This is a genomic window from Shewanella salipaludis (assembly GCF_012911865.1).
In the GTDB taxonomy this organism is placed as follows: domain Bacteria; phylum Pseudomonadota; class Gammaproteobacteria; order Enterobacterales; family Shewanellaceae; genus Shewanella; species Shewanella salipaludis.
The window spans coordinates 1-19,622 of record NZ_JAAXYH010000008.1; the positions used below are offsets into that span (position 1 = coordinate 1).

Consider the following 19,622-nt stretch of genomic DNA (forward strand, 5'->3'; position numbering starts at 1 on the left):
TCGCAAGACCGCCAACCATTAACAACCACGCCCTATTGTGAAAGGTGAACTATCGAACGACGCAAACGGATTTGGACAAGAAATGGACATTAACCTTGCTAAACCCAAGGTGACCATATATGTCCCATCTTCATTCAAACTCCAACTCCAGCGGGAGTGGCATTGTCTCTGAATTCTGATATGGTTGGCGAACTTGGTGTATATGCTGGGCACGATTGGGCTGGGGTGATAGCTGTTCAAACAAAAGGTTATGTGAATACACAAGGTGGTTTTTGGGTGTCAACTACAGCAGTAATTGCGGGTTATGGGTAGAAATACAGGCATCCTACTCTGTTATCGATATGGTTAGCGATATGTTTTATACATCTGCAGCGATGGCTGAATTTCTCTATCTTGACTCGGTTAAAGGTTTATAATATGAAATATTTGGTTAAGATGTTCCTGCTGGTTTATTTGTTTTCTAATTATTGTTCAGGTGCAGAGGCAAGGCTTGAATTTGAATCAAGAATGAAACTGATTAATGAAATGAGCGCAGCGGATGATTTTGGCGATGTTAATGTGGAAAATGTTATCGTTGAATTGGGAAGTTATGAGGGTTTATATCCATCTGAAGTATATAATCTATTGGGGAAGATTTACTTATCAAAAGCAACTGGTGTGCGAGATGTTAACAAGTCTATAGCTTATCTTACGAAGTCTGCCGAGTTGGGCTTTACTCAGTCTAACGAAGGACTAGGGCTTATATATTCATCTGTCCCAGAATTTATTGACTATGATAAAAGCTATAAGTACTTCAGGGTTGCGGCAGAGAAAGGCAGTGGGCTCGCAATGTATAGCATATATTATCTATATTCTTTAGGCGCTATCCCTGAAGCTGATGGGCTATTCTGGCTTGAGAAGTCAGCGAGTACAGGGCTTGTTGATGCAATTTATTTTTTGGCCGACGAGAAATTGGAGAAGGCGAAGCAGCATAAAGATGTTAAAGAAATAGCGAAAATTCTTGATAGTCTTGAAAAAGTTAACCTGGAAGAATTTGAGGGGGCCAAGTATTATACAATGTGGAGGTACTACGGAAATAAAAAGCTAGGGGTATATGATTTCGAAAAAGCATTAGGTTTTCTCCGTTTATCGGCTGAGGATGGATTTGATGAATCTGTGAAAATTCTTAATGAATATGAACGGTTGGTTGAGTTGCAAAATGAAAATTAAAGTTATTGCTTTAAATGATAATGCTATTGGATTAGGTCTTGATTCATGATCTGTATCTGTCTGACCCCAGATGATGAATAGATTAAAAAGGAGTTAAGTAATGAAATTTTCAGCTGTTGCCTTGTGTTTGACAATGTTTTTTCCGCAGTACGCGTGACCTTCCTCTTGGATTAGTCGCAGTCATTCTGTGAGAGTGCCTTCATCATGCCACTCGTTTTTCAAACTCACTTGGTGGCAGATAATCCGGTGAGCTGTGTGGGCGCACTTCATTGTAATGTGTCCGGTAATGCACAATTTCCTGCCTCGCTTAGAGCACATCCCTAAAACTATATTGATCGAGACAGGCATCCGAAACTTACCGTTAAAACATTCTACTAAGGCGTTCTTTGTTGGCTTGCCTGGCTGAATAGGGCTCGGTTTTACGTCCTGTGATTTTGAGCAGAATAACATCGCCTTACAGCTAAACTCGGGATCGTATCACAAACTATCGATTGCGGGCGTTGGCGCGAGTGGCTCTGACCAGATCCCAATAATGCGCGTCTATCCGGCTTTTCTCGCCGCTGAAAGCGTGTCTGTGACGCTCAATGACAGACCAGTCGAACGCATCTGGGCTTGCCATAGATTTTATGAGGAAAAGGCGCTTAGCGCGCCTTTTCCCCGAAGCAGACTCTTGACCACTCAGCTTTGCAGTATCTGCAGTGGCAGCGCCAGGATGGCGTCTCCCTGGGTGGCGAAATACCAGATGATGCCTATCAGGGCGGCGACCGTGAGCAGGTACCAGGCGCCGGAAAACAGCTGACCGTATCTGTCCAGCGGCAGTAGGTGGCTCTGGTGACGGTGGCGCCATTCGAAGACGATTTCCAGGCTGCCGATGAGCAGCAGGAAGCCCAGCAGCGCCAATCCCAGACTATAACTCAGGTAAACCCCTATGGCCGCGCCCAGGATACAGGCGACCAGGCCAGTGATGCTATTCATGGAGAAGCTGATGCTCTTCAGTATATGGCCGCCATCCAGGGGCAATATGGGCAAGAGGTTGAAGAGGTTCAGCAGGGCATTGAAGGTCGCCAACCCGGCAAAGAAGCTGTTGCCCGTGACTTGGTAGGCGACCAGGGATGCCAGCGACAGCAGCAGGCCGAAGCTGGGGCCCATGATGGAGATCACCACATCCTGCCAGCGGGTATTGATCTTCTCATCGCTCAGCGCCAAGCCACCCATGAAAGGGATCAGGTAGATGCCTTTGGTCTTCATGCCGAAGTATTGCATGGCGCGTATGTGGCCGTATTCATGGAACATCAGGCAGGCGATGAGTGCGATGGCAAATTGAAAGGAGAACAACCAGGAGTAGGCGGTAATGCTGGCCCCGGCCAGCACTACCTTGATGACCTTGGCGCTCTTGAGCAGCTTGAAACCCAGGGAGGCCAAGCCAACTAAGCTCAGTCTGGGCTTGGCCTCCGGAGCCTGCTCCGGGGTCTGACGTTCTATATCCTGGCTGGTGCGACTGCCTTGGGCTATCACTTCATCGTCCTGCAGCAAGCGGTAGTCCAGCTTGAATGGCTGCCAGATGAGATCGGTTTCCAGACGGATCTGTATCGTATCCTCGGTGGTCTGGGCTTGTGGCTCGGTGGCGGCCTGTGGCTGCTGCGTCAGCTCGAACACATGTACCCTCAGACCATGATTGTCGGCCGCGGCCGACTTTTGTGACACCAGGTTATTGTCCCAGAATAGCCGTTGCCAGCCGGCCAGCGAGCCTTCCAGTCTCAGGGTTTTGCCCAAGCAATCTATCTTAAGTAGTTCCAAAAGTTATTCCATTCCTAGCTGATTGTTAACTCGGCTCTGACGGTAGGAGCCTTGGCTATGCGCGACCAGTGTAGCGAATTTATTTCGTGTCTGCATGCCTGAAGGCGGCGCATGAGGGGCTGCGTTGCTGGAGAGGGTTACAGAGCTGTTTCTTCGAGGTACTTCACCAGCTCTATGCCCTGGGCTATGGTGGTAAATGCCAGTTTGGCGACGCAGCAATGGCCGGCGGTCATGGCATGTTGCCTGACAAGTTTGATGAAGTCGAATACAGGCATATCTGAGTCCAGCAGTTGCAGCGAGGCCAACTCGGCCACCGGGGCAGATATCGGCATGCCGGGCGCCGGAACTATGGCATAACGCCGGCCCTGACTGTCCAGGAGCCGGTCGTCATGGTGAAAACCATGTTGATACAGGCAGGCGAGCTCTATCCAATCCCTGTGGCTATCCAGGTAGATGAGTTCATCGTGTTGCGCCAATTTGACCACGGCTGGCCAGTGAATGCTGGACATATCCCCTCCGTTTGCAGGGGTGCAGTGTCACCCATGGGCCGGCGTTTGTCTATTCTGTTGCCATGGATAAGGCCTCATTGGCCCCGGTTGGAGTAGTCGAACACCAGTTCCTGATCTTTGTTGCTTATGCTGCAGGGGCCATATTCCCTTTGGGTCCGTTGGAATGCCGGACCTATGTGCAGCTCGACGTTGACGAAGATCTGTTTTCCCGCTTCGATGCGGTACTTCTGGTAATAAGCCTCGACCTCTTGCTTGCAGCTGTCATACTCGAGTTCCTCCTTGAGTTTCTCGGTCGTGATCTTCTGCTTCTCATCCAACATCATGCGTACCTGTTCGACCATGGCCGCATCATTCTGCCATTCACTCTTGGGCGGTAGTTTTCTGAGTCTGGCTTCGATATCCAGTGAGACCTGGACTATGGCCTTGACGCTTTCGTCCAGCAGCTTGAGTTCCTGTTTGAGCTCGCCCTGGTTCATGGCACAGAACAGCTCGGTGCGGGTACCTGCGGTAGCCCCTATCACCACGGCCTTGATACCTTGGGCCGCCCGCGCCGTGCCCCCGACCAGATCGCCCCGACGGCCGTTGGCATCGCTGACCGTGATGCTGGCTTCACTTTGGGTATGACTGTGGAGCAGCTGCTTGGTGACCAGCACATCGCCCTTGGCACAAAGATTCGAATACTGCACGAATTGGGCGCAGATCTGCCCCTTGGCCTTGATATGGGTCGAGAGTTCCTGGGCCTTGACCAGGCGGCCTATCACCCCCTTGCTGACCACTATGTCGCCATCGGCCTCCAGGGTGGCGGAATCGACGAAGCCCATGACGGTAATATCGCCGCTGCTCTTCACTCTCATGCCTTCGTGGACGTCACCGGTGATCAGCACGCTGCCCTTGAAGTCCACATGGCCATAACCCACATCGACATCCTTGATATGCAGCACGTCATCGACCTGCATGCCGCCACGGGTTTCGACGGGTTGTCCTGCGACTGTGGCTATCAGTTTGAGGGGATTGTCGGGGGCGAGGCTGGTACCATCGCCCGGGATCAGGGGCGCGTCTTTCCCCGGCTTGGCGGCCAGCACTTCGCCGTGAATATTGTAGCCATCCGTACCTGGGGTGGCCGGGGTCTTCAGCATCAGCAGCTCACCGGGTCTGACCATGATCATGGCGCCCAGGTTGCGCATATCTACTGTGCCATCTTCCATCTCCTGGGGTTGCAACAAGCGCTCCCTGGCGAGTGAGACTTTTCTGTCTACCACAGCATCCTGGCCGTTGATGGCGGCCTTTCCCTGGGCTATGTTGCCCTGGCAGGATTGGCCAGGTGCCAGCTGTGCCAGCTGTTGCAACAAGGCCTGGATCTTGGCCTTGCTCAAACCCATGGTTACCTTCTGGTCCTTCAGCGCCGTGAGTATCTCCGGCAGACCTACCTCTCTGCCGCCCCAGGCTGAGGTGAGCGTCATGCCGGCATGCATCTTGTCTGCGTCTATGTCCAGCTTGATCTCACCATCGCGGCGCTCGGCGATGACGAAAAACAATTCATGTTGTCCAGGATCTTTGCCACAGAGGGCATTCACTTCCTTACAGACTCTCTCTATGGAAGTCATATTGGGATAGAGGGAGTGAAATCCCGGGAAAGTGAGGAGTTGTAATAGGCTGTCGGTATTTATCGGGCCGTGAACATTGGGAATAATGCGCAATTCAGCCTTGCTGCTATCATCGCTTAGCTCAATGAGTTCTGGATCCAACATGAATCATCCCTGGTAAATGAATTGTTATTTTTGTTAAGGGTTGCCCAGTATAACAGCAGAAAGTTTAACCAACTAAGGCTTTTATCCTATTCATGGCGGGAGAGGCATATGGACCCGCCGGGTTCAGCCGGGGTGCCGATAATAGTACAGCTTGTATTTGTTGTTCTCGGCCGTGACCGAGACCTTGCCGAACTGGGCGGCTATGGTGTCAGAGTAGGGCAGATGCCGGTTGGCGACTATCTGCCACACACCTGCGGGCAACAGGCGTTGATTGCTTTCGTTGACGAAGCGGGTGGCAATATCCGTCGTGCTCTGGAGGCCGTCGTGGAATGGCGGATTGGATATGATACCGGCGAACTTGCCTTCGACCTGTGCCAGTCCATCCGAGGGGTAAACCTTGGCCTGCATGCCGTTGGCGGCCAGGGTTAACTCACAGGAAGCCAGGGCCATCGCATTGATATCTATGCATTCGAGTGCCAACTCGGGTTGTGCCTTCAGGAGGGCCGCCGTGATGACGCCGGCACCACAGCCAAAGTCCAGTACCCGGCCGGTTAATGTCGGCAGGTGTGCCAGCAGGAGCTGGGTGCCTGGATCCAGGCGTTTCTCGCTGAAGACCCCGACGAGATTGCAGATGCTTATCTGCCCCTGTGGCGTCTCCAGCTCGTATTGACTCACCCAATCCTGCAACACTATGGCGGGCGCCTTGGCTGTCAGTTGGCTGCTGTACAGCAGGCAATGCCTGGCATTGTCCCGTTTCATGGCCGGGGCGAAATAATCCGGCAGCAACTTGGGCAAGGACTTGATGCCGCCTTTGTTTTCGCCGACGACCAGCAACCGCCCCCCGGGTTTCAGATGGGTGGCGGCCAGGTTGAATAGGTAGGGAGCCAAAGGTTTGGCCTTGGGGAAATAGATCACTACTGTATCGAAGCTCGCCTCATGGGGCAGCTTGTGGCCGAAGCTGCAGTTCAGCCTATCGCCGCCGTGGGGCTGGAGTTGCAGGTGGTGATGGTAATCCAATGCCAGTGCTTCGACCCGGTTGGCAAACTCCAACAGGCGTTTGGGGAGGAGATCTGCCTCATAGTTGAGGACCAATACCTCTTGATCGACGAAGAGATCGCTGTTGCGGAGCAGAATTTGCGATGGATTTGTTAGCACAGTTGTGGATACCCAAATAAAACCTGGGGCGCATTATAGCCTATCGCTCAGGGATACTTCAGCCAATTTTCGTTAACCTGGCCGGGGCGGTCAGGGGAGGTAAAGCGAGCGGAAACGGCGGCCAGGCCCGGGCCTGGTCGCCGTTCGACTAGTTTTTCTTCGGCTTGGGCATCAGGCTGAAGATCTTGTTGGCAAGGTCGGTATTGTCCTGATGACCATTGAACAGCTCGGCTGCCGGGCCGGCGGCAAATACCTGCACATCGGTCGCCGTGTGTCCCGAGGTGGTCCAGCCTGTATGTGTGCGTTTGTCTATCAGGTGTTTGATGGCGCCGGACATGGCTTCCTGGCCCTGCATCCTGGCTTTGGCCAGGTGCAGGAACTCATCGTGATCCGGCGTGAAACCTAAGTGGCTGCCAAGCGCTTCCTTCCAGAGCTCGGCCTCCATGGCCTGCTTCGCCAGGCTGTCCGGGCTGGCCGAGAGCGAGCGCAGTATTGCCGGCTCCCACAGGTATTGCCCTTCGGCGCCGATAGACAGACCCCCTGTGTTATGGTCGGCAGTGACCAGCATCAGGGTATCCGGATGTTGACGCACGAACTGCTCGACCACTTCCACCGCATTGGCGAAGGCGCCCATCTCGCCCATGGCGTTGGCGATGTCATTGCCGTGGCCGGCCCAATCGATCAGGCTGCCTTCGACCAGGAGCACGAACCCCTGTTGGTTCTGTGACAGCAGCGCCAGTGCCTTGGTCGTCATGGTGCTGAGTCGTTCGGCGCCGGGATCATCCAGGGCCCATGGCAGTTGTACAGGTGCAAACAGTCCCAGCAGCTTGGGGGCTGTGACAGCCTCCAGCTCGTCGAAGTGACTGATATGCCGATAGCCTTTGGCGGCAAACTTGGCCAACAAGGGCGCGGGGAAATAGTCCTGGCCGCCCCCCAAGAGCACGTCTGCATCCGTGTCCAGATAGCTCTGGGCAATGGCATCATAGTGTTTGCGGCTGTCGTCGTGACTGAGGAAGGCGGCCGGGGTCGCATGGTTGATCTGCGAGGTCACAGCCACTCCGGTCGACATGCCGCGCGCCTTGGCCTTCTCGAACAGGGTCTGCAGCGGTTGTTTTTGGGGATCGACCGAGATGGCGCCATTGTAGGTCTTGACCCCTGTGGCCAGCGCCGTGGCGGCGGCGGCCGAATCTGTCACATAACCGCTGACGCCGGCGGGATAGGTGCTCGCCATGCCGACCAGCAGGCGGTCGAACACGGTTTGTTCCACTTCTTCCGTGTCTGGGTTGTCTTTGAAATAACGGTAGGCTGTGGTGTAGCTCGGGCCCATGCCGTCGCCTATCATGATCACGATATTCTTGGGGCGCGAGGGGGCCTTGGTCAGGACGCTGGCCGTCTCGGCGTTGACCACCAAGGGCAGGGGTAATAACAGGCTGACACTCAGCAGCCAGAGGCTGGCTCTTTGAAACTTCATGGTTGCTATCCTAAAAGGTTAAGCCTGAAGACGGGCTTCTATGGCGTCCATCAGCATGCCGGTGATGTCGACATCGAAGGCGGCTTCTATTTCACGAATGCAGGTCGGACTGGTGACATTGATCTCTGTCAGCTTGTCGCCTATCACGTCCAGGCCGACGAAGATCAACCCGCGTTTCTTCAGCTCAGGGCCTATGGCCCTGGCAATGGCCCAGTCGCTGTCTGACAGGGGCTGGGCGACGCCGCTGCCGCCGGCAGCCAGATTGCCACGGGTCTCGCCTTTCTTGGGAATGCGCGCCAGGGCGTAGGGCACAGGTTCGCCGTCGACCACGAGTATGCGTTTGTCTCCCTGGGTGATGGCCGGGATGAAGGCCTGTGCCATGGCATATCTCTGGCCATAGTTGGTCAGGGTTTCTATGATCACCCCGAGATTGGGATCATCTTGCTTGATGCGGAAGATCAGGGTGCCCCCCATACCGTCCAGCGGCTTGAGTATGATGTCACCCTCGGCCTGATGGAAGGCCCGGATGCGGGCGGGATCCCGGGTTACTATGGTATCCGGGGTAAATTCGGAGAACCAGGCGGTGAACAACTTCTCGTTGGCATCACGCAGACTCTGGGGCTTGTTGACTATCAGCACCCCCAGCTCTTCGGCGCGCTCCAGCATATAAGTGGCGTAGATGAATTCGGTATCGAACGGCGGGTCCTTGCGCATCAGGATCACGTCCAGCTCGGCCAGCTCTGTGTCTATGGCTTCTTCCAGGTTGTACCAGTTGGCGGCGTCCTGTCGCACTGTCAGGGCACGCATCTTGGCGGTGGCGACACCGTTGACCATGGCGAGATCTTGCATCTCCATATAAAACAGCTGATAGCCGCGGGCCTGAGCCGCCAGCAGCATGGCGAAACTTGAGTCTTTCTTGATGTTGATCTCACTGATGGGATCCATCACTATGCCGAGTTTTATCATAGAAGCTTGTCCTTTTGGCTCACCCACGGGTGATGCGGTAAAAAGTAATCTGCAGCGCCTTAACCCAAGGCGCTGTTAACCTAAATCGCCGAACCTGAGTTGCAACGCGGTAATCGCCGTCAAGGAGGCGGTTTCGGTGCGCAGGACCCTGGGGCCCAGCAGCACTTCGGTAAAGGCCTGCTCTTCGGTCATGGCAATTTCCGTGTCGCTCAGGCCACCCTCTGGGCCGATCAACAATCTGACCCTGGGATTGCTCAGTGTCAGGCCATTGATGCCATGGGCGGCCCTGGGATGCAAATTCAGCTTGAGCGCCTGGGTGTCTTCGCTGCACCAGGCTTCGAGCTCCATGGCCGGGCGCACCAGCGGGACCCGGCTGCGACCCGATTGCTCGCAGGCGCTGATGACAATCTTCTGCCATTGCTGAATTTTCTTCTCCAGCCGCTCACCGCTGAGCTTGACCCCGCAACGGGCGGAAAACAGCGGTGTGATGGTGTTGACGCCGAGCTCGACGGATTTTTGAATGCTGAACTCCATCCTGTCCCCGCGGGAGATGACTTGGCCCAGATGCAGGTTGAGCGGGGATTCCGCATGGTTGTCCTCACAGCCGAGGACTCGTACCGAGACGGATTTCTTGCCGGCCTCGGCGATCTCTGCGAGGTAATCTTTGCCGTCGCCGTTGAACAGGCTGAGCCGTTCGCCGGCGCCCATACGCAGTACCCTGCCTATATGGGCGGCGCCGTCTTCATCCAGTGGCATAGTTTGGCCAACCGTGAGTGGGGAGGCTTGATAGATTCTTGGCACTCTCATGCTTGCATACGACCTTATTTGACTAACTGCTGCGCGAGCCCTGGGCTCTGACATAGCTGATTGACGAAGGGGTTGTGATTGCCCTGAGTTAGGGCTATCGCCGCATCGCGTTTGCACTCAATAGTATCAACTGGATAGCTTTTATCCCATGCCTGGAACAACTTTAATTGGCTCGAAGCGATTTTCAAACCATAGGCCTGTTGCATATAGAGGTAGGTGCGGGCGATTTTGCCGCGGCTGGCCGCCGGCGGCTGCACCTTGCGTCCCTTGAAGTCGATCAGCATCTCGCACTGGCCGTATTGCTGTGGCTGGCCATTCCACTGACTGAATCTGAAGTTGCTGCGATCGCCATTGACTTCGCCTATGGCGGGCACCAGGTTATGCAGATCCGCCTCCATCCTGGCAAATTCCTTGCTGTTTCTGGTGCAGTTCTTGCGCCCGCCATCTTGCCAGCATTGCAGCTGATGGCCAAATTCCCACGCCGGCACTATGTGCTCCCATTCGATGCGGTTGGCGCGAGTCGCCTGCTTCCGTACCCGATAGCCGCAGCTTGCCAGCACGGGTTTCCAGGCGTTGCCGGCGATCTTGATATCGCAGCCACAGTAAAAGCTGCTGGCGGGCAAGGATTCAGAGTAGAGGGTTTTGGCCAGGCGTTTGGCCTGACTGAAGTTGGCCGGATGGCTGCCCCTGGCGTGCGCCAGGTTGAGTAGCAGGCATAGGCCGAGTCCCAGCGCCAGGCGCCAGGCAAGCCGGGGGGAGAATGAGGAATGCAAAATGAGTCCCTAATGAATGACCGCGCAGATCTGGGATCTGTCTGTTATGGGCGTGATGTTAAGGGATCATCCGGGCGGGATGCAATCATGGTCGCGTGTCATGACCTGTTACCCTTGCCTTGCCTGTTGCAATCTTTGTCCACAGCGGCGACAGGCATAATGGCTTTGACCGCGAAGCACCTTGTTGTGGCGCCTGATGCTGAGCTTGAGCTCGCCGCAGTCACAGAGGTAGCTCACCCCGGTAGGGGTCACAGAGGCTGTGCTGAAACTGTGGGTGGTGCTGGGCGTCTGCTGGAATAGCTCCAGCATCAGGGTCTGCCATTCCCGGCCATGGGGTTTGACTCTGCCGTAGAGCCGATGGCAGAGCAGGTGGCAGATCTCATGGGGGACGACGCTGGCGATGAAGCTGTCGGGGTTTTCCTGCAACAGGACAGGGTTGAACCGCAAGCGGTTCTGCTGCAGATGCGCGGTGCCGGCACTTCTGCCCCTGAGCCTGAAGCCGACTTCTGGACGGGGGAAACGCTGCTGCAAGGCGTGCTCGGCCAGCTGATAACAATGTTCCAGGTGGGCCAGGAGGGCGAGTTGCAGCTCGCTGTGGTCCCCTGTCCGCTCGACTTGGACAGGCGGGGAGGCCGGAGCGGCCGAAGAGCTAAAGAAGTTAAACAGCTTGCGCATAATAGTGAGTTAAGGCCGGTTATAGGGGGACGGACGGCATCGCCGCCCGTCGGTTCGGGTGGGCATCAGAGCGCTGCGGCGGCGGCTTGGATCATGGTGCGGGCCTGTTCGACTATGTCTGTCTCTGTGGCGGCATCATAGCCTGCGACTCTGGGCGTATGAATATGGCCGACAGCCATGTTGTCGCGTCCAAACTGCTGTTGCAAGAGGATGGCGCGGTAGGAGATCTCATTCGACAGATAACCGCCGCCGGAGCCTGCGACCGAGATGGCATCCCGCAGTTCGCCGAGCGAGCGAGCCTCGAATTCACCTCGGCTCAGGCTGCTGACCTTACGGTTATCATGTATCTTCCAGCGACCTTCCACGGCTTGCATCGCCGCCACCGGCAGGGAAAACTCCACGAACTCGGGACCATTGAGGCTGGTGCCGTTGAGCATGGGCGGCTTGGGAGCTGTCTTGCCGGCGCCTGTGAGCACATTGAGGTTGTCCGGCGCCGCCGCGCTGCGATTGCGTCCAGGGAAGCGCTCCAGATCGAAATCGTCCCGGCCCATGCTGACCGTCAGCACCATCTGCAGTTGATTCTCACGGTATACCGGGGTCAGCAGAGATTCGATTATGCCCTGATCGAAATCGGCGAAACGCACAGGGATCATCACTGTCTCTACCTGGGCCTGCTTGCCCCCGACGCTGAACTTGTAGCCATCGAGTGCCAGGGCGACCAGGCCGGAAGGATTGCTCTGGCCGATATTCCGGTCGAGGAAGAAGGGGTCGAAGCCCGTCAGCAGTATCTTGATCCGGACATCATCATCGTAGTGGATGTCACTGAAACCGCGGGAAGATTTTTCCACCGCCTTGTTCAGTATCTCCCGCTGCCATGGAACCAGCTTGAAACCGGCCGGCAGCAGCTCGAGGCGTTTTTCCATGACCAGACGATTCCAGTACAGGGATCTGTCGTCCGGATGACCCGATTGCACGTCCCTGACGGCCTGTTGCCACAGGCGCAGCCCCTGATGGGCCACGGCCTGAGTCAGTTTGAGTTCATCCGTATGTTGCTGGAACTGGCTCTCGAGCCCATCTGTGAGTGCCTGATAACGTTGGACTACCGTCGGCATTGAATCGTTGGCCGTTGCGAGCCTGGCGGTTTCTACATCGTTTTTTGCCTGGGCGCAGAGGGAAAAGCCACAGAGAGTGGCGACGCACAGCAGCGATGAATAGGGCTTGCCCATGGAAAAACTTCCTTATGTCATTTTTATTGTGGCTACCAGTATTCAGTAAGCCAGAAAATTTATCTATCTGAAATGTGTCCGGGGTGCTGAAAAAACATGCCTGCCCGGGGGGATGCGCGCCATGGGGCTGCCGGACCCGGACGGCCATCTTTATGCCATGATTCATCCCCGGATTGCCAGAGTCTGGCGCCTCTCCGGGTGCTATCTTATTGGCCATGCAGGAATAAAAGCGAAACAGGGTATAATAATGCGACTATTAGTGATCTTGGGCCTCCTCTGTGCGGGACAGGTGAATGCCATGGACTGGCAAGAGACACGTAACTGGGATGCCGTCTTCAAGCAACATCAGGCCAAGGGCGTGTTTGTCTTATGGAATGAAGGGCGAGCCGAGGGGCTGACCAACGACAGCAAGAGGGCCAACCAGGGCTTCATTCCTGCTTCGACCTTCAAGATCCCCAACAGCCTGATAGCGCTGGAACTTGGGGTAGTGAAAGACGAACGCCAGGCATTTCCCTGGGACAAACAGGTGCGGGATATCGCCAGCTGGAATCGCGATCAGACCTTAGTGTCGGCGATGAAATATTCCGTGGTGCCCGTCTACCAGCAGATAGCCCGTGACATAGGCGAGCCGCGCATGGCGAGCATGCTGACGTCGCTGGGATACGGCAATGCCGATATAGGTGGCGTCCTGGATCGCTTCTGGCTCGACGGTGAGCTGAGGATCTCGGCGCTGCAGCAGATAGATTTCCTGCGGCGTCTGTACCATAACCAGTTACCCCTTTCCGAGCGCAGCCAAAGGATAGTGAAGCAGATGATGCTCACCGAAGCCAACGCTGATTACATCATACGCGCCAAGACAGGTTATGGCGTCAGCCTTAAGCCGGCGGTGGGCTGGTGGGTGGGCTGGGTCGAGCGCGACGATAACTCCTACTTCTTCGCGATCAACATAGACATGGCCTCTGCCGAGGCATTGCCGCTGCGACAGCGCATCGCCAAAGAGATACTCGCAATGGAGCATATCCTGTGATGGGCCCGGAACTGACCTCGGACGAAGTGTTGCAGTATCCCCTGAGGGGATGGGGGCAAACACTGGCGAGAAATGGCGCCTATGCCGCCGTCTGGGGGCTATTCATCCTCTGTCTGCTGTCGCTGTTCAGGCCCATAATCCAGACGGGGTTTTACCCCCTGTAACCGGCAAACCACAGAGCACGCCGCGGCGACTGCGCCGCAGCCCAGGCTGCTGGGACCCGAAATCCGGAAACCGCAGGGGTGTTGGGCATGGCTGCCTGGGCTTGCGGGCTCAACCCATCAGTGACAGCAATGACTCCTGACTGGCGAAGCGTTTGGTGAAGAAGTCCAGGAACACACTTATGTTGGTCGCCAGCTGGCGGCGACTGGAGTAGACCCCATACACCTTGAAGGCTTCTATCGGCCATTCCTGCAGTAGGGGCACAAGGTTGCCGCTGGCCAGCTCATTCTTGCAGGCCGAGTTGGACAGCATGGCGATACCGAAATCATCCAGCGCCAGCTGTTTCACCATGATGGCGCTGTTGACCCTGACCTTGCGCTGGAAGCTGACCATGGTCTTGCGGGCGCCCTTGCCCAATGGCCAGATGGGCGCCGAACGCGAGGTGCCGAGCAAGATACCACTGTGTTCGGCCAGTTCGCCCGGGGTGGCCGGGGTGCCTTTGGCCTTCAGATAGCCGGGGCTGGCGACCAAGATCGGCTGTCGTTCGAACAAGAGTTTGGCGACCAGATCCGACGACTGCAGCGGCCCATACTTGATGGCTATGTCATAGCCTTCACCCACCAAACCTATGTCATTATCGGTAAATTGCACATCCAGTTCGATATTGGGGTAGAGGCGCATGAAGCCGCTGCAGAGATTGGCGATCAGCTCCTGGCTGAACGACACGGGAATGGCGATACGCAAGGAACCCGAGACATCATTGTGTGTGTATTCTATGGTGGCCTTGGCGGCCTCCACTTCCAGGCTAATTGCATCACAATGTTGAAAAAACAGCGCCCCGACCTGAGTTAGGCTAAGATTTCGGGTATCGCGCTGCAGCAAACGCACCCCAAGCCGTTCTTCTAGCTGGGCGACTTTACGGCTAATGGTGGATTTTGGTAATCCGGTTTCGCGGGCCGCCTGAGAGAATCCCTTGGCTCTGACTACTGCAGCAAACAGCATCATCCCGTTTAAATCTGGCATGTTATTCCTACTGTCTCAATAATGGAACAAAGCGTCTAGGGCAGTTTAATGGCATTTGACGGGTGAACAAAGTTATATTTATTGGCTAAAAATTTTCAGAGGCTAAGCAGAGGATCTTTTGATGACCAGCAATAATCAGCCCGCACACACGACTCAAGTTCAAACTGCCGACCCGCTCTTTTTACAAGCCGAGCACCTGGCGAAAGATTTTTCTCTGTTTCCCAAGCACAGCAAGCAGAGCTTATCGGAAGAAATTAAAGGCCTCCTGGGCGACGACGCCATCCAGGCCAACCTCAAGAATTTGGCTTCCCTGGATGTCGACGGCTATGTGACCAAGGTCATTCAGCCTACCCAGGACAAGAACCGTCCCGGCGCCAAGCGCATCATCGCCGATCTCAAGGGCCGCCTTATCACAGAAACGCACCTGGGGTCTTTCTACAGTGCCGAGATCGAGCTTAACTTCGGTACGCGCAGCCGCCGCGTCGGTTTCATCGCCCAGGAGCGCACCACGGCTAACGGTGCCTGGATGCCTGAGCATCACCTGGCCGCCTGTAAGGCGATTCGTCATTTCGCCGAATTGTCCATGCCCATAGTCTATCTCATCGACACCCCGGGGGCAGATGCCGGCGAAATCGCCAACAGCCAGAACCAGGCGCATTCGATTTCCAAGGCCATCGCCGAGAGCGCCAATGTCGACGTGCCTACTGTGGGCATCGTCATAGGTGCCGGCTATTCGGGTGGTGCCATTCCACTGGCCGCGGCCAACATACTCCTGTCGCTGCGCGACGGCATCTTCAACACCATTCAACCCCAGGGTCTGCAGAGCATAGCCCGTAAGTACAACCTGTCATGGCAGGAATGTGCCAAGTCTGTCGGCGTGTCGCCGGAAGAGCTTTATACCTCGGGTTGTATCGACGGCATCATAGACTTCTCGCCTTCAGACAGGGACGAGCGTCAGCACAACCTGCGCCGCGCCATCATTAGCAGCATAGAAGCGGTAGAGCATGCGGCGATGAACTTCGTGCGCGAATCGACCGATCTGCGCGAGCATTATGACCGCAGCCTGAAGCGTTTCCTCAACCCGTCGAAAAACCTGGCGGCGTTGGAACTCAATGCCGAGCTGGCCGTGGCGAGCAGCCCGACCATGCATCATAACCTGTTTGGCAGCGCCTATCGTTACCTGCGCTACCTGACGTTGCGCAGCCGTATCCATTCCATTTCCCAGGAGCAGTACGGTCGTCTGTCCAAGGCGAGTGTGCCCGAGGGCGACCTGCTGGCGCGTATCCAGCAGGAACAGGATCGTGTCTTCCAGGCCTGGTTATCCAGTCCGGACAAGCTGGTCTACGATGAAGAACTCAACAAGCTATGGGGCACCTTCGCCGCCAAGCGCGAAGATATCTCTGCCGAGCGTAATCTGCTGACCCGTTTCATCCTGGGTGAGCCGAAAGAGAACTACAAGAAGGCACGCAAGGCGCTGCTGTTCAACATAGGTTGGTCCCTATACCACAGATGGAAGAGCAATGCGGCCAATAACTTCAAGGGCCTGATCCAGTATCTGGAAAATCTGCCCAAGGAAGCGACTCAGGCGCCATGGCCAGAGTTGAATCAGCTGACGGTGCTGGACGTGGTTGTCAACGAAGAGCTGCGCGAAGACTTCATCTGGCAATGCCATAACATCCTCATCTTCAATGCCCTGTACGACAATGTGGTCGGCAATCTGGCCTCGATAGCCAAGGAAGCCATGGTGGCCAAGAGCCTGTCGCGTCAGTCGGTCGACAATCTGCTGCATAAGTCCATCGACCATGCGATTTCGACCCAGGACACGGCCAACGACAAGAACAAGTTCTACAAGTGGCTGAAGTACTTCATGTCTCAGTCCAACCGCGCCGAGTTGCTGACCCGGGTTGAACAGTGGAAGAGCGTCGGTTTCCCTCAGCTCAACGACAGTCTGTTCGTGGTGCTGACCTACTTCTTTGAACGCCTGCTGCCCGAGTATTTCGACAGCGAAGACAACACGGACAAGTACACGGGTGCCATCAACCCTGTGCGTATCGGTCGCCGTAAAGACTTCTGGAACCGTCTGACTATGGGTTATCAGGATCTGCTGATCCAGAAGGTGCTGCGTGACGAGAAGCGTCAGGGCAAGATGACCTGGGAAAATGTGATCCAGCAATTCTTCACTCACTTCGATGAGATCAACGGCGACAAGATGTCGGCCAACCTGCTGAACTTCCCTGGCTTCCGTTTGTCCATCGAAGATGCGATCGACAAGGGCATTCGTCCCTGTGGCCTTATCACCGGCTTGGCCGACTTCGAACATCAAGGCCAACAGCTGCGTGTCGGTGTCGCCGTGTCCAACACCGCCTTCCAGGCGGGTGCCTTCGATATGGCCAGCGCCGAGAAGTTCTCTGCGCTGCTGATCGAATGTGCCAAGCGTAAACTGCCGGTGATCTGCTTCATCAGCTCCGGCGGCATGCAGACCAAGGAAGGCGCAGCGGCGCTCTTCTCCATGGCGGTAGTCAACGATCGTCTGACCCGTTTCATCCGCGATAACGAATTGCCTGTGCTGATGTTCGGTTTCGGCGACTGTACCGGTGGTGCCCAGGCGAGCTTCGTGACCCATCCTCTGGTGCAGACCTATTACCTGTCCGGCACCAACATGCCGTTCGCCGGTCAGATGGTGGTACCCGCTTACCTGCCTTCGACCTCGACCCTGTCTAACTATCTGTCTAAGGTGCCCGGCGCCATGACGGGTCTGGTGCATAATCCTTTCAGCAATACCCTGGATAGTCAGCTGACGGGTATAGATCCTCTGATGCCTATGCCTACTGTCCAGATAGCGGATGTGATAGCCAACGCGCTGTCGACTCTGGTGCCTGAGGTGCAGGAACAGGAAGAAGTGATAGTCCAGGACGATCCGCGGGCGCTGATGAAGCCTATCGACAAGGTGCTGGTGCATGCCCGTGGCTGTACCGCGGTCAAGCTGATCCGCAAGGCCCACGACAACAACATCAAGGTGGTGTTGGTGGCGTCCGATCCCGACATGACCTCGGTTCCGGCCGACATGCTCCAGGATAATGACAAGCTGGTCTGTCTTGGCGGTAATACCTCGGACGAGAGCTACCTCAACGCCTACTCTGTGCTGAAAGTCGCCGAGTACGAACGAGTCGACGCTCTGCACCCCGGTATCGGCTTCCTGTCGGAAAGCCCACAGTTCGCGGCGCTCTGCGTCAACAACGGCGTCAACTTCGTCGGCCCGAGCGTGCATTCTATGACCACCATGGGCAATAAGTCGAACGCCATCAAGACCTCCCAGGCGCAGAATGTGCCAGTGGTACCGGGTTCTCACGGTATTCTGACCAATGCCGAGCAAGCGGTGAATGTCGCCAGCGAAATCGGCTATCCTGTGCTGCTCAAGGCGGTACAAGGCGGTGGCGGTAAGGGGATTCAGGTCGTCAAGCGTCCGGAGGACATGATAGGCCTGTTCCAGAAGACGGCTACCGAGGCGGCGGCCGCCTTCGGCAACGGCGATCTGTATCTGGAGAAATATGTGACCTCACTGCGTCACATCGAAGTCCAGTTGCTGCGCGACAAGTTCGGTCATACCAAGGTACTGGGTCTGCGTGACTGCTCGGTACAGCGTAACAACCAGAAAGTGGTGGAAGAGTCGGGTTCTACCATGCTGCCGGAAGAGCTCAAGCAACAAGTGCTCGAGTATACCCGTGCACTGGGCGAGGCCACAGACTACATGGGCGCGGGCACGGTCGAGTTTATCTATAACCTGGATGCCAACGAAGTCTACTTCATGGAGATGAACACACGTCTGCAGGTAGAGCATCCTGTGACCGAAGCGACCTCAGGCATTGACATAGTCAGCGCCCAGTTCGATATCGCCGCCGGTCGCTCCATCGAAACCTTGGAGCCTAAGGAGCAAGGTTATGCGATGGAAGTGCGGGTCACAGCCGAGAAGGCCGCCCTGGACAGCGCCGGCATACTCCAGTTGATCCCCAACCCGGGCAAGATCACCGAGTGTGTGTTCCCTGAGCATGCGGACGTGGAGATCATTTCCATCGCCGCCGAAGGCAAGGAAGTGTCGCCTTACTATGACAGCCTGATAGCGCAGATCATCATGCGCGGCGACAACCGTGAAGATGTGATCGCCAAGCTGTATGCCTACCTCGACAGCGTAGTGCTGAAAGGAATTGCGACCAACATTCCATTGCTCAAGTTGATCTTGAACGACGGTACCTTCAAGGAAGGCGTATACGACACCAACTATCTGCCGCGCTTCATGGCCGAGCTGGACATTCCTGCGCTGATCGCCGAGATGGAAGCGGCTGCCGAGACTGTGGGCGTCGATACCGAGTCGCTGCGTGTCGGTGAGAGCAACGAGCTCAAGGTACTGGCCCAAGGTGCGGGGATCTTCTACACCTCACCTGCGCCGGGAGAAGCCGACTTCGTCAAGGAAGGTGATGTAGTGACTGTGGATCAGACGCTGGCATTGACCGAAGCGATGAAGATGTTCTCCCAGGTAACCCTGGCGGGCTTCAACCGTCAGAGTGCCATCCTCTATCCAGAGGACAAGCAGTATCGCATCGAGCGTATTCTGAACAGCAATGGTCAGCAGGTCTCCCAGGGTGATCTCCTGTTCGTGGTTTCGCCCGTAGAAGCCTGAGCCGCTTAGGTGACTGCGCATTGACATAAAATACCCGCCAGCTGGCGGGTATTTTTTTGTCTGCCCCAGCCGGTATTCGAGGGGACGGAGGGGTACAGACAGGGATTTCGGCTGCCGTTAAGTCTGTGTAATTGAGGCTGAATCCAGGAGGAAATCCCGGCCCTGGAGCCGAAATAATGCCAATAGCGGACGATAGGGGCATGAAACAGCGAATTTTCGGCGCTAATTCAAGCTGGGCGCAATTCGTACAATTTATTTTATCTGTTTGTTTTAAAAATTTATTTCAGCATTTTCCAGGCTTTTTACACGCACTTATTGACGAAAAAGCGTAAGAGCCGTTTGCGCAAGACTGGGTTCCAATTTACAATATGCGCCTAAATAATCTGATGTGCGGTGTGT

Annotated in this window: 15 protein-coding genes and 1 pseudogene; 4 read left to right on the forward strand and 12 right to left on the reverse strand. The window is 55.7% G+C overall.

Annotation, left to right across the window (positions count from 1 at the left end; genetic code table 11):
* The first annotated feature begins 417 nt into the window (after positions 1-417).
* On the forward strand, positions 418-1,209 hold the full coding sequence (locus tag HC757_RS11760) for a tetratricopeptide repeat protein (protein WP_169564569.1): 792 nt from the start codon (positions 418-420) through the stop codon (positions 1,207-1,209).
* A gap of 202 nt (positions 1,210-1,411) precedes the next feature.
* Here HC757_RS11760 and HC757_RS11765 read toward each other — a convergent pair.
* The 11 genes and pseudogenes from HC757_RS11765 to HC757_RS11815 form a co-directional block, all read right to left on the reverse strand.
* Positions 1,412-1,715: pseudogene (locus HC757_RS11765) on the reverse strand (integrase core domain-containing protein); the annotation flags it as partial.
* A 172-nt stretch (positions 1,716-1,887) separates the two neighbouring features.
* The gene (locus HC757_RS11770) at positions 1,888-3,006 is read right to left on the reverse strand and encodes a site-2 protease family protein (protein ID WP_169564571.1); all 1,119 of its coding nucleotides are present in this window, start codon (positions 3,004-3,006) and stop codon (positions 1,888-1,890) included.
* A gap of 137 nt (positions 3,007-3,143) precedes the next feature.
* Entirely contained in the window at positions 3,144-3,515 is a 372-nt protein-coding gene (locus HC757_RS11775) for a DUF4144 family protein (RefSeq protein ID WP_169564572.1), read from the reverse strand.
* A gap of 74 nt (positions 3,516-3,589) precedes the next feature.
* On the reverse strand, positions 3,590-5,263 hold the full coding sequence (locus tag HC757_RS11780; RefSeq protein WP_169564573.1) for a flagellar assembly protein A: 1,674 nt from the start codon (positions 5,261-5,263) through the stop codon (positions 3,590-3,592).
* A 123-nt stretch (positions 5,264-5,386) separates the two neighbouring features.
* Positions 5,387-6,418, reverse strand: coding sequence for a methyltransferase (locus tag HC757_RS11785; RefSeq protein ID WP_169564574.1), 1,032 nt, complete (start codon positions 6,416-6,418; stop codon positions 5,387-5,389).
* Positions 6,419-6,566: 148 nt separating this feature from the next.
* Positions 6,567-7,889, reverse strand: coding sequence for an alkaline phosphatase (locus HC757_RS11790; protein WP_169564575.1), 1,323 nt, complete (start codon positions 7,887-7,889; stop codon positions 6,567-6,569).
* An 18-nt stretch (positions 7,890-7,907) separates the two neighbouring features.
* Positions 7,908-8,855 (reverse strand): glutathione synthase, encoded by a 948-nt coding sequence (gene gshB, locus HC757_RS11795; RefSeq protein ID WP_169564576.1) that lies wholly within the window; start codon positions 8,853-8,855, stop codon positions 7,908-7,910.
* A gap of 75 nt (positions 8,856-8,930) precedes the next feature.
* Positions 8,931-9,662 (reverse strand): 16S rRNA (uracil(1498)-N(3))-methyltransferase, encoded by a 732-nt coding sequence (gene rsmE / locus HC757_RS11800; RefSeq protein ID WP_169564577.1) that lies wholly within the window; start codon positions 9,660-9,662, stop codon positions 8,931-8,933.
* 14 nt (positions 9,663-9,676) lie between these two features.
* Positions 9,677-10,399, reverse strand: coding sequence for an endonuclease (locus tag HC757_RS11805; protein ID WP_244623497.1), 723 nt, complete (start codon positions 10,397-10,399; stop codon positions 9,677-9,679).
* A 144-nt stretch (positions 10,400-10,543) separates the two neighbouring features.
* Positions 10,544-11,110, reverse strand: a complete 567-nt coding sequence (locus HC757_RS11810) for a SprT family zinc-dependent metalloprotease (protein WP_169564578.1) — start codon at positions 11,108-11,110, stop codon at positions 10,544-10,546.
* Positions 11,111-11,175: 65 nt separating this feature from the next.
* Positions 11,176-12,336 carry a pyroglutamyl-peptidase I gene (locus HC757_RS11815; RefSeq protein ID WP_169564579.1) on the reverse strand — a complete coding sequence of 387 codons (1,161 nt, stop codon included), beginning with the start codon at positions 12,334-12,336 and terminating at the stop codon, positions 11,176-11,178.
* Positions 12,337-12,583: 247 nt separating this feature from the next.
* Here HC757_RS11815 and blaOXA point away from each other — a divergent pair, with 247 nt between their 5' ends.
* On the forward strand, positions 12,584-13,363 hold the full coding sequence (gene blaOXA, locus HC757_RS11820) for a class D beta-lactamase (protein WP_169564580.1): 780 nt from the start codon (positions 12,584-12,586) through the stop codon (positions 13,361-13,363).
* A complete protein-coding gene (locus HC757_RS11825; RefSeq protein ID WP_169564581.1) occupies positions 13,360-13,527 on the forward strand; it encodes a hypothetical protein in 168 nt (55 codons plus the stop codon). Before blaOXA ends, HC757_RS11825 begins: the two co-directional genes overlap by 4 nt.
* Positions 13,528-13,636: 109 nt before the next feature.
* Here the strand turns inward: HC757_RS11825 and HC757_RS11830 are convergent, their stop codons facing one another.
* Entirely contained in the window at positions 13,637-14,548 is a 912-nt protein-coding gene (locus tag HC757_RS11830) for a LysR family transcriptional regulator (RefSeq protein WP_169564582.1), read from the reverse strand.
* A 121-nt stretch (positions 14,549-14,669) separates the two neighbouring features.
* On the opposite strand from HC757_RS11830, the gene HC757_RS11835 reads away from it, so the two are divergent.
* Positions 14,670-19,223 carry an ATP-binding protein gene (locus HC757_RS11835; RefSeq protein ID WP_169564583.1) on the forward strand — a complete coding sequence of 1,518 codons (4,554 nt, stop codon included), beginning with the start codon at positions 14,670-14,672 and terminating at the stop codon, positions 19,221-19,223.
* Positions 19,224-19,622 lie beyond the last annotated feature (399 nt).